An 11,674-nucleotide genomic window follows, 5' to 3' on the forward strand; every position below is an offset into this window, starting at 1 on the left:
CTTAACTCCGAATATTTACTCTGAATAGCCACTACTATAGTGGCTATTTTGCTGTGTTATGTCGAGTGTCAAAGCAATAAAGTCAAAATAGCAACGGTTACTGAATGAACTGAATGCTACCTCTCTGTTTTATCTTTTACTGAGTGACAACTAGCCACTGTTTTTACCATATAGAAGCTAAGTGGGTCGTATTGATAACAACCAAATTCAGACGTAAATTCAAAGCCTAATCGCTGGTACAGTTTTACTGCTTCAGGTTGATGAATCCCTGTCTCCAAATAAACATATTTTAAATTCAAAGAGATAGATTTTTCGAGCAGTGCTGTAACTAGCATTGACGCAATGCCATGACCTCGGCAGTCAGGGATGACAAAAACGCGCTTAATCTCAGGATAGGTACTTTCAGGTTGGAAAAGAATGGCGCATCCCACAGCGCGACCTTGTCGTGTTGCAATATAAACGAATGTTTTTTTCTGAGCCATACTCGCAATCGACTCTGTATGATTGCTTTCAGCCGGATAGAGTGCTTCTTGATACGCATCTAATTGAGCAATTAATGCAATAAGATCTGGATTAAATAGATCGGTTTGGCATATTTCAATATTCACAGTATATCCTTCAACTTATAGCCTATATCTTAGTAATGAAATGTAAACTATTTGTATCAATTTACCAGAAGGATAAATGTTAACTATAGTTCAATCAGTAGGGTTATAGCACTGGCGAGTAAATATGGATTTTTCCTCTGAGTGAACGCTAAGTTGTAGCCTGCTAGCGTTAAGAGTCAAGCGGCAGTGTCGATAACAAAAACCAGAGTCTGATTTATTTAGTTGAGCGGTAAAGTGCCAAATTGATCGAAAATGGACGAAATAAAAATGAGAAAAATTAAGATTGGACTGGCACTTGGCGCGGGTGCCGCGAAGGGATGGGCACATATCGGGGTCATTAATGCGCTAGAGAGAATGGGCGTCAAAGTTGATATTGTTGCCGGTTGTTCGGTTGGTGCCTTGGTTGGTGCAGCGTATGCCAGTGATCACATGAATGTGATGGAGCGCTGGGTTCGCTCGTTTAAATATTGGGATGTTATTCGACTGATGGATTTCTCCTGGCGTCGTGGCGGATTACTGCGGGGTGAGCGGGTTTTTAATGCTGTAAACCAAATAATTGAAGTGCAGGACATTGCTGAATGTAAATTGCCCTTTGGGTCTGTTGTAACCAACTTAACGACGGGCCGTGAGTTATGGCTTACTGAGGGGGATATTAAACAGGCAATTAGGGCTTCATGCAGCATGCCTGGATTGCTTTCTCCTGTCCGCTTCGGTAGCTATTGGTTGGTTGATGGTGCAGTAGTCAATCCTGTTCCTATTTCTTTGGCAAGAGCAATGGGCGCTGACATCGTGATTGCCGTTGATTTGCAACATGATGCACATCTGATTCGGCAAGATCTGTTTTCCTCACAATCATCTCCTGAAGGTAACCCCCCGCAGATGCCAGCAAGTTGGCATCTGCGCTTAAAAGCACGAATAACCAATATGTCAGGTAATCCAACGATGGCCGTTCCCAGCGCCATGGAAATAATGTCTACCTCAATACAGGTATTGGAGAACAGATTAAAACGTAATCGTATGGCAGGAGATCCTCCCGATGTGTTGATCCAGCCCTACTGCCCACAAATATCAATGCTGGATTTCCATCGGGCGGATGAAGCGATTGCCGCTGGACAATTGGCTGTGGAGAAAAATATAGAGCAGTTACGTCCTTTGGTAAGGGGCTGATGAGTAACAAATGTGTGTGAGTAAAGTAGTACGTAACAATTTCAGACAAGCACAAACAGTCATTTTGGGCCACTATTACGTTTAAGGTTAGCAAGAGAAGCAGTGCATGGAAAAACCATTAGCAGGTAAAAATATTTTAGTCGTCGAGGACGAAACGGTCTTCCGTACGGTAATCACTGAGTTTCTAAGGGCACTCGGCGCGGCAGTCCAGCAGGCAGAAAATGGCCTGGAGGCGTTAGAGCAGATTAAGGTCCAATCACCTGACCTGATACTCTGCGATCTCGCTATGCCTAAGATGGGAGGGATCGAGTTTGTTGAGCGTTTACTCATACAAGGAGTAAAGATCCCTATTTTAGTTATATCGGCTACTGATAAGATGGCTGACATTGCTAAAGTCATGCGTATGGGCGTGAAAGACGTACTGTTGAAACCGATCGTGGATTTAAATCGGCTACGTGAAGCGGTGCTGGCATGCCTTTATCCCATACTGTTTACCTCTCATGCAATTGAAGAGACAGAACTTATCCAGGATTGGGATGCATTACGTAAGAATCCTCATGATGCAGCGCAGTTACTTAAGCAATTGCAACCACCGGCACAGCAAACCATTGCACACTGTCGGGTAAATTACCGGCAGTTAACGATGGTTGAGAAACCGGGATTAGTCCTTGATATCGCTGCATTGTCAGATAAGGACCTGGCATTTTATTGTCTGGATGTCACCCGTGCCGGGGATAACGGAATTTTAGCCGCACTATTATTACGCGTGTTATTTAACGGGATTCTTCAAGAACATTTGGCACACCAACAACAGCGTTTGCCGCAGATGTCAACGTTACTTAAACAAGTTAACCAGCTACTAAGACGTACTCATTTGGATGGGCAGTTTCCTTTGCTCGTTGGTTATTATCATGTGGAATATAAAAATTTAATTCTGGTTTCGGCAGGTCTTCACGCGAATGTTAGTGCGGGTAAAAATCAGATTCAACTTAGTAATGGTGTGCCTTTAGGTACGTTAAAAACAGCACATTTAAATCAAATTAGTCAGCGTTGTGAAGCATGGCAATGCCAGGTATGGGGAGGCGGGAGTCGATTGAGGTTGATGCTTTCAGCCGATGAATAGTTTATATTTTGAAAGTATTACTCAATAAATAGTTCACGTAATTTATGTATCTTGCTCACTTATTCACTGCTATGGCCCGCCAAGTCTCAATGGTTCTATAACGAATCTACGAAATAAACCTCATTTGTTTCAATCAATGAGTATGCCCGAGATGTAAGAAATATCGGTTGATATACTTTCCTCCTTACTTGTGGCTGAAAATTTTCAGTCAACTTTTATTATTCGCTGGCAATAAGGTTGGCTACCTCAGGCTAAATTAAGGTTAGGTCCTGATAATGGTCGGCAGTGTGTCTCTTATCGAATTCCAACTTGAGGATTGATTGAATGAAAGTGACGGTTTTTGGTATCGGTTATGTAGGACTGGTTCAGGCAGCAGTACTTGCCGAAGTTGGTCATGATGTCCTGTGTATAGATATCGATGCAAACAAAGTTTCCGACCTGCAAAAAGGCCGTGTCGCTATTTTTGAACCAGGATTAGCGCCATTGGTAAAAGAAAACTATGACGAGGGCCGGCTTCGATTTTCAACAGATGCCGAAGCCGGTGTTGCTCATAGTACGATTCAGTTTATTGCGGTTGGTACTCCTCCTGATGAGGATGGTGCGGCTGACCTTAAATATGTGTTAGACGTTGCCAGCACTATTGCGAAATATATGGATGCGCCTAAAGTTATTATCGATAAATCAACTGTGCCAGTGGGTACCGCGGATCAAGTGCAGCAAAGGATTAAAGCGATTTTACAGCAACGCGGACAAGATATAGCTTTCAATGTGGTATCGAACCCTGAATTCTTAAAAGAAGGCGCTGCTGTTGCTGACTGTAAGCGGCCTGAGCGTATCGTTATCGGAATTGATACTGATGATAATGGTGTGATTGATTTAATTAGCGAACTATACGAGCCATTCAACAGAAATCATGACCGCATGTTAATTATGGATGTCCGCAGTGCAGAACTGACCAAATATGCAGCAAACGGTATGTTGGCGACAAAAATCAGTTTCATGAATGAAATCGCTAATATTGCAGAGCGGCTCGGTGCAGATATCGAAAAAGTACGCCAAGGTATTGGCTCAGATTCACGCATTGGCTACCATTTTATTTATTCTGGGTGTGGTTATGGTGGTTCCTGTTTTCCCAAAGATATCCAGGCATTAATTCGTACCGCAGAAAATTGTGGCTATCAGCCGCAACTGTTGCGTGCAGTGGAGAGAATCAATAACGAACAAAAGTGTAAGTTAACTGAATTTATTCAATACCATTTTGATTCGCAGCTTGCAGGGAAAACATTTGCACTCTGGGGATTAGCATTCAAACCCAATACAGATGATATGCGAGAGGCCCCCAGTCGGATTTTGATGGAGGCTTTATGGCGTGCTGGCGCTATTATTCAAGCTTATGATCCAGAGGCAATGGATGAAGCTCAGCGCATTTATGGTGCAAGGGATGACCTAAAGTTAATGGGGACAAAAGAATCAGCGCTACAAGGGGCGGATGCTCTGATTATTTGTACTGAGTGGCAGAATTTTAGAGCACCTGATTTTGATATGATCAAGCTCCGATTAAAACAGCCGGTTATCTTTGATGGGCGTAATTTGTACGATCCAGAACGGTTAAATAGTCGAGGTTTTACCTATTATGGGATTGGTCGGGGTACATCGATTAATCGAGCGTAATAAGTACTAAAGATGATTTTATGTGTTGGGTACAAAACTTAATTAGTTTCTGTTTTGTGCTCAATCTTCATGCCGTAGGGCGGAGGTGACACAACTCTTTCACTCCAAGATTCTCATATATCACAATATTATGGGAAATTTAGTCAGTTATATCGATTATTGTATTGTTATAAATTAGCAGAGCATTCTTATAGCTTTACAAGCACAGTGATAACTAAGGGGTATTTATCGAATGCGATATGTTTAGGTTAGGTGCTCCTTGGCAATTGTATGTTAATTCAACAGCCGCATTGATAAGGATTTCAACTATGATTGCAGGGCAAGGAGGAGGTAAAAAAATACCCCCCGTATAATAGGAGGGTACTTTTATCATAATAGTAAATTAACTAATACTATTACAGCAGGAAATCATCCAGTGATTTACCTTCGTCTTCAATGGCTTTCTTAATCACTGCTGGAGTACGGCCTTGGCCTGTCCAGGTTTTAGTTTCGCCATTCTCGTCTACATACTTATATTTAGCTGGGCGTGCAGCACGCTTAGCTTTAGTTGTAGCTTTAGTTGCACTCATAGTTTGCAGCAGTTCATTTGGATCAATACCGTCTGCAATAAGCATTTCACGGTATTGGCTCAATTTACGTGTGCGTTCTTCAATTTCAGCTTGTACTTGAGAATCTTCTTCGCGGCGTTCGTTAACGACCACTTCAAGCTTCTCCAGCATTTCTTCTAAAGTTTCAAGAGTGCATTCACGCGCTTGTGCACGCAGAGTACGGATGTTGTTAAGAATCTTTAACGCTTCGCTCATTGTCCTGGTCTCAAATTATAATTGGTGGGGGGGCGTCTGGATAATAATAGAGTGCTATTTTAATTTCTGCAATAGCCAATTTGATTAGCATCCTCGAATTTACGTATTTTATTAGCGAAAAGTTGCTGCTTGCTACTAATAAGCGATGGCGGTTTGTTATTCTCCGTAGTGTTTTTAACGTAAAAGTTCATTTTGCTCGCTAATGACCCTACGCGAAAACATGATTTTCTCACTAAGTTATAAGTTTGCTTTATATCAATAAAGCAAAAATAGACGACTTATCGTGCTAGCGTGTGCAATAACTGATCATGCAAAAAGTGCGATATTGATATAGCTGCGATGAAAGGTTGAGTAAGGTAAAAAAAGCATGCTGTATTGGATTTATCAGGTTCTGACAATATTTGTTATCACTATTTTACCAATTAACCATGGTAATACATTACTTGTATCATTAATGAACCAATCGCGGTACATCCTATCCAACCCTATTGCTATCCCACGCACCTAATCTGGTTAATGTTCAAGCAGCATACGTTCGCTGTATCAATATTGTGAGATTGGTCATGTAATGTACCTAATAATAGCAAGGTGCTTCAAATGAAAGTGTCGGCAGCTACATTAACGCTACCATTACTTAATATAGAAAACAGTAATATAGAGAAGTAGTCTGCTCCTCGTAAAGTCTGAATTTATGATAAACTTGGTACTCGTTGTCATTGTGACCATTTATTATACCACTGGAGTTACGGGCCCATGGCTCAACTTTATTTTTATTACTCTGCGATGAATGCAGGGAAATCCACCGCGCTGTTGCAGTCTTCTTATAACTACCAAGAGCGGGGCATGCGTACCTTGGTATTCACAGCAGAGATAGATAATCGCTTTGGTGTCGGGACTGTCAGTTCGCGTATTGGCCTGTCCTCGCAGGCACTGCTTTATAATAGTGGAACTTCACTATTATCCATTATTGCCACTGAGCATCAGGAAAAGCCCGTTCATTGTATTTTGCTAGATGAATGCCAATTTTTGACCAAAGAGCAAGTTCAGCAATTGTGTCAGGTGGTGGATGAACTGCATATCCCGGTATTGTGTTACGGTTTGCGTACCGATTTTCTCGGTGAACTATTTCCCGGTAGCAAATACTTGTTGTCGTGGGCTGACAAATTGGTTGAACTGAAAACAATTTGTCATTGTGGCCGCAAAGCAAACATGGTGCTGCGGTTAGACGAACAGGGCAGAGCTGTGCATGACGGCGAACAAGTCGTTATTGGTGGCAACGAAAGCTACGTTTCTGTTTGTCGCCGCCATTATAAAGAGGCGATTAAAGCGGCTTCTCTCCAAAATCCTTCCTAGATACTCATTGTCCACCAAGGATGCCTCACGGGATTTCTTATTGAAGCTGTGGGGTAACTAACCTTTTGCTGAGTTTACGTCATATGAAGCCATACAGCTTTATCCCTCGCATTTATGCGGGGTGAAAAGCCTTGGTTTAACGCTATATCCTGGACTGGGTCATTATTTTGGTTTTATCGCCACATTTTCTACAATCTTACAAAATTAATAAAAGACACGATGTTGATCCTAATGTCTCCTTAATCCATAGTCGATTCGGGGGATGACGTTATAACGCATTAGCTTGGGTATAGCAGGGGTTGGTGGCGATGTGGCGAGCCGTATTGAGATTAGTCAGGGGATTAGATGCGTGGTCCGTAGGAGCGGACTATGGCGATTTGAGCGGTTATATACCAAATGTTTTTAAATGTGCTTATAAAAAGAAACCCCCAACAGCAATGGCAATTGGGGGCTATATCTTCTGTTGTGTAACCCCCAGCTATAAATGGGGGTTACACATTAAGATTACTATTATTTCTTGGCTTTCTTTTCAGCTTTTGGTGCCGGAGCTGCTGTAACAGCAACTTCTTCACGGTCAAGTTCTTCGCTAAATTCGCGGCCGTAATAAGTATCCATCAAAATCTGTTTCAACTCAGAGATCAGCGGGTAACGTGGGTTAGCACCGGTACACTGGTCATCAAATGCATCTTCAGACAGTTTGTCTACTTTAGCTAAGAAATCAGCTTCTTGAACGCCAGCTTCACGAATTGATGCTGGGATACCCAACTCTGCTTTGATTTCATCTAACCAAGTCAGCAGTTTCTGAATTTTCTGTGCAGTACGGTCGCCCGGAGCACTCAGACCCAGATGATCTGCAACTTCAGCATAACGACGGCGCGCTTGTGGGCGGTCATATTGGCTGAAAGCAGTCTGCTTAGTTGGGTTGTCATTCGCATTATAGCGAATAACGTTAGAAATCAACATGGCGTTGGCTAAGCCATGCGGGATATGGAACTCAGAACCCAGTTTATGGGCCATTGAGTGGCAGACACCCAAGAAGGCGTTAGCAAAAGCGATACCCGCGATGGTTGCGGCATTATGCACACGCTCACGAGCCACTGGGTTTTTAGCACCTTCATTGTAGCTGGCTGGCAGGAATTCTTTCAGCAGTTTCAGCGCTTGCAGAGCCTGGCCGTCAGAATATTCATTCGCCAATACAGAAACATAAGCTTCCAGAGCATGAGTTACTGCGTCCAGACCACCGAAGGCACATAAAGACTTAGGCATATTCATAACCAGGTTGGCATCAACGATTGCCATGTCTGGAGTCAATGCGTAGTCAGCCAATGGATATTTCTGGCCTGTGGCATCGTCGGTAACTACCGCAAATGGCGTCACTTCTGAACCGGTACCTGATGTGGTGGTTACCGCGATCATTTTCGCTTTCACACCCATTTTCGGGAACTTGTAAATACGTTTACGGATATCCATAAAGCGTAATGCCAATTCTTCGAAGTGGGTTTCAGGGTGCTCGTACATGACCCACATAATTTTGGCAGCATCCATCGGTGAACCACCACCCAGCGCAATGATCACGTCTGGTTTGAAGGAGTTCATCTGCTCGGCACCTTTGCGCACGATGCTCAGGGTAGGGTCCGCTTCTACTTCGAAGAAGACTTCAGTCTCGATACCGTGAGATTTCAGCACGCTGGTGATTTGATCGGCATAACCGTTGTTGAACAGATAGCGGTCAGTCACGATGAAGGCACGTTTTGCACCGTCAGTTGCCACTTCTTCCAACGCGATAGGCAGAGAGCCACGACGGAAGTAAATAGATTTCGGTAGTTTATGCCACAACATGTTTTCTGCTCGCTTAGCCACAGTTTTCTTGTTGATCAAGTGTTTCGGCCCAACGTTTTCAGAGATGGAGTTACCACCCCATGAACCACAACCTAGCGTCAGAGATGGCGCCACTTTGAAGTTGTACAGGTCACCGATACCACCATGAGAGGCAGGGGTGTTGATTAGAATTCGGGCGGTTTTCATTTTATCGCCGAAATACTTAACGCGTGCAGGTTGGTTATCCTGGTCGGTATACAGGCAAGATGTATGGCCGATACCCCCCATTTCTACCAGTTTTTCCGCTTTATCAACTGCGTCTTCAAAACTCTTCGCACGATACATCGCTAAAGTAGGCGACAGTTTTTCGTGAGCAAATGGTTCTGACTCGTCAACAACCTTAACTTCACCGATAAGAATTTTGGTGTTGCTAGGAACTTTAATGCCAGCCATTTCAGCAATTTTAGTTGCTGGCTGACCAACGATAGCGGCGTTCAAACCGCCATTTTTCAGGATGATATCCTGAACTGCTTTCAGCTCTTTACCTTGTAACAGGTAGCCACCATGGGAAGAGAAGCGCTCGCGAACTGCGTCGTAAGCTGAATCAACCACGATGATAGATTGTTCAGAGGCACAAATCACACCATTATCAAAGGTTTTTGACATCAAGATAGATGCAACAACACGTTTAATATCAGCGGTTTCGTCAACCACAACAGGAGTGTTACCCGCACCAACACCGATAGCCGGTTTACCTGAGCTGTAAGCTGCTTTAACCATGCCTGGGCCACCGGTTGCCAGAATCAGGTTAATGTCAGGGTGGTGCATCAGTTGGTTAGACAGCTCAACTGTTGGCGCATCAATCCAGCCAATAATATCTGCTGGCGCACCTGCGGCAATAGCGGCTTGAAGCACGATATCTGCAGCTTTATTGGTTGCGTCTTTAGCACGTGGATGTGGAGAGAATACGATACCGTTACGCGTTTTAAGGCTAATTAATGCCTTGAAGATAGCGGTAGAAGTCGGGTTAGTTGTTGGTACGATACCGCAGATTAAACCAATAGGTTCAGCGATAGTAATTGTACCGAAGGTTTTATCTTCTTCTAAAATGCCACAAGTTTTTTCATCTTTGTAGGCATTGTAGATGTATTCAGAAGCAAAGTGATTCTTGATCACTTTATCTTCAACAATACCCATACCTGATTCCTCTACCGCCAGTTTGGCCAGGGGAATACGGGCATCCGCTGCAGCCAGAGCTGCGGCACGGAAGATTTTATCAACCTGCTCTTGAGTAAAGTTGGCATACTCGCGCTGGGCTTTCTTGACGCGTGCTACTAGCTCGTTAAGTTCAGCGACATTCGTTACAGCCATAATGCTCTCCTGATAATGTTAAACTCTTTTAGTAAATGAGCTGTTGAAGCAACTAGTATAGTCAGGCTCTAGTATGCCGTAAGGTCAAATAGAGCTAGTTTTATAGCTTACTTTGCCATTTTTTACCGCTGATTTACTGAAAGAGCTTTTGTTCCACTAAGAATAAGATGAGGGGGAAAATATCATTTTCAACCTTTATACTCTGTTTCTCAGTGAACTTACTCTCTACCACTGCTCAGAGCTTAACTATTCTTAGGTATGTTTTTCGTGATTTAAATCACGAAATCGTCAAGCTGACACCATTCAGCAATTATTTGTTGAGAGTAATTATCATTAACATGAATAAATTGATAATTCATGACGTTAAAGCTTCATTAACACCACAGGGCATTAACAAGAGTTATCATTTTAAACGGTAAAAATTTACCTTGTATAAATGCTGTTTTATTACATAGATTCCTATGACTAATTCCATTACATTAGCGCGCACATCTGTAGAAGAGCGCCCTAAGGGTGATTTTTAGTGAAAAGAACTGTGGTCAGAGGCTTGAATAATGCAGGTGCTATTCTGCATGGTAGCGACATTATTTTTGTCGCGAATTTTCCAGGCACGGGCCATAAGGTGTGTTGTCTTGGGGCATTAAATTATAATGGCCTGTTATCTGTGACGTTTTTATCAGCTATTGCGCGGAGTGATGTGTGAGTCAATCATTGTTGGACCTTTCAGGTTACATCAAGTTTTTTGTTGGCTTATTTGCACTGGTAAACCCGGTAGGTATATTGCCGGTATTTATCAGTATGACCAGCTATCAGGCAGCGGCTGGGCGGGATAAAACTAACCTGACAGCTAACCTGTCAGTGGCGATTATCTTGTGGATATCCTTGTTCTTGGGGGATGCCATTCTGAAAATTTTTGGTATTTCCATCGACTCATTCCGTATTGCCGGTGGGATTCTGGTCGTTAGCATTGCGATGTCGATGATCAGCGGCAAACTCGGTGAGGATAAGCAGAACAAGCAGGAAAAAACCGAAACGGCGGTCCGTGAAAGTATCGGTGTTGTGCCACTCGCATTGCCACTGATGGCAGGGCCAGGTGCCATCAGTTCAACCATTGTTTGGAGTTCCCGCTATCACAGCTGGCAGAATTTGTTAGGCTTGACGGTGGCTGTGGCCTTGTTTGCGTTCTGTTGCTGGTTGCTATTCCGGGCGGCTCCGCTGCTGGTTCGGCTGTTAGGGCAAACCGGTATAAACGTTATAACGCGTATTATGGGGTTATTGCTGATGGCATTAGGCATCGAGTTTATTGTCACCGGTATCAAAGCCATTTTCCCCGGATTACTTTAATCTATCCCCATATCCCACGGTATGTAGGTCACCGGTATTATTACGGGTGACCTTTGCTGTTTTTCAGCCTGATATTTAAATATCTAAGCATTAATTTAGTGCAGAATATGTATGTAATTTAATCTATTGCACTTAAATGCTGCAATAATGCTATCTCTATAAAGATAATTTGGCTTAAGGCTTATTTACTCATCTTTAATAAATCATTCAGTGACCCTCAGAGTAAACTAAATACGCTATTTGTTGTTAAAATGCTCACATCATTCTGTAGGGCTTGTGCGGAATTTATCTAGGTGTTATTAGTGATTACGCTGTAATCAGTAGGTGTTTATTCTGGCATTAGTGCTAATGTTAACTTTATGTTTCTAGAACGGCTTTTTTGACATTTTTTTTGCCGTGAATTTAAATTTTAAATG

General features: G+C 42.9%; 8 protein-coding genes. 5 read left to right on the forward strand and 3 right to left on the reverse strand.

The annotated features are described in order from the left end of the window. Window positions 1-116 precede the first annotated feature (116 nt). Complete coding sequence (locus V2A85_RS18190; RefSeq protein ID WP_372558954.1) at window positions 117-608, reverse strand: GNAT family N-acetyltransferase; 492 nt, start codon at window positions 606-608, stop codon at window positions 117-119. Between the two features lie 267 nt (window positions 609-875). Here V2A85_RS18190 and rssA point away from each other — a divergent pair, with 267 nt between their 5' ends. The 3 genes from rssA (at window position 876) to V2A85_RS18205 (ending at window position 4,569) form a co-directional block, all read left to right on the forward strand. Continuing rightward, complete coding sequence (gene rssA, locus V2A85_RS18195; RefSeq protein WP_372558955.1) at window positions 876-1,775, forward strand: patatin-like phospholipase RssA; 900 nt, start codon at window positions 876-878, stop codon at window positions 1,773-1,775. A 106-nt stretch (window positions 1,776-1,881) separates the two neighbouring features. Further along, window positions 1,882-2,898 carry a two-component system response regulator RssB gene (gene rssB / locus V2A85_RS18200; RefSeq protein WP_372558956.1) on the forward strand — a complete coding sequence of 339 codons (1,017 nt, stop codon included), beginning with the start codon at window positions 1,882-1,884 and terminating at the stop codon, window positions 2,896-2,898. Between the two features lie 324 nt (window positions 2,899-3,222). Next, on the forward strand, window positions 3,223-4,569 hold the full coding sequence (locus tag V2A85_RS18205) for a UDP-glucose dehydrogenase family protein (RefSeq protein WP_083158952.1): 1,347 nt from the start codon (window positions 3,223-3,225) through the stop codon (window positions 4,567-4,569). Window positions 4,570-4,964: 395 nt separating this feature from the next. Here the strand turns inward: V2A85_RS18205 and hns are convergent, their stop codons facing one another. Further along, window positions 4,965-5,372 carry a histone-like nucleoid-structuring protein H-NS gene (hns, locus tag V2A85_RS18210; RefSeq protein ID WP_083158951.1) on the reverse strand — a complete coding sequence of 136 codons (408 nt, stop codon included), beginning with the start codon at window positions 5,370-5,372 and terminating at the stop codon, window positions 4,965-4,967. 753 nt (window positions 5,373-6,125) lie between these two features. On the opposite strand from hns, the gene V2A85_RS18215 reads away from it, so the two are divergent. After that, complete coding sequence (locus V2A85_RS18215; protein WP_372558957.1) at window positions 6,126-6,725, forward strand: thymidine kinase; 600 nt, start codon at window positions 6,126-6,128, stop codon at window positions 6,723-6,725. A gap of 510 nt (window positions 6,726-7,235) precedes the next feature. Here the strand turns inward: V2A85_RS18215 and adhE are convergent. Further along, window positions 7,236-9,914: a bifunctional acetaldehyde-CoA/alcohol dehydrogenase gene (gene adhE, locus V2A85_RS18220; protein WP_372558958.1), complete on the reverse strand. Its 2,679-nt coding sequence runs from the start codon at window positions 9,912-9,914 to the stop codon at window positions 7,236-7,238. 699 nt (window positions 9,915-10,613) lie between these two features. Here adhE and V2A85_RS18225 point away from each other — a divergent pair. Beyond that, complete coding sequence (locus V2A85_RS18225; protein WP_050101351.1) at window positions 10,614-11,258, forward strand: YchE family NAAT transporter; 645 nt, start codon at window positions 10,614-10,616, stop codon at window positions 11,256-11,258. The last annotated feature ends 416 nt before the right edge of the window (window positions 11,259-11,674 follow it).

Origin of the sequence: Yersinia sp. 1252 StPb PI (assembly GCF_048593885.1) — a bacterium.
Lineage (GTDB): Bacteria > Pseudomonadota > Gammaproteobacteria > Enterobacterales > Enterobacteriaceae > Yersinia > Yersinia enterocolitica_E.

Coding starts and splice junctions, on each gene's coding strand:
- hns (WP_083158951.1), bottom strand. CDS start 5,372: ATGAGCGAAGCGTTAAAGATTCTTAACAACATCCGTACTCTGCGTGCA.
- rssB (WP_372558956.1), top strand. CDS start 1,882: ATGGAAAAACCATTAGCAGGTAAAAATATTTTAGTCGTCGAGGACGAA.
- adhE (WP_372558958.1), bottom strand. CDS start 9,914: ATGGCTGTAACGAATGTCGCTGAACTTAACGAGCTAGTAGCACGCGTC.
- V2A85_RS18215 (WP_372558957.1), top strand. CDS start 6,126: ATGGCTCAACTTTATTTTTATTACTCTGCGATGAATGCAGGGAAATCC.
- rssA (WP_372558955.1), top strand. CDS start 876: ATGAGAAAAATTAAGATTGGACTGGCACTTGGCGCGGGTGCCGCGAAG.
- V2A85_RS18205 (WP_083158952.1), top strand. CDS start 3,223: ATGAAAGTGACGGTTTTTGGTATCGGTTATGTAGGACTGGTTCAGGCA.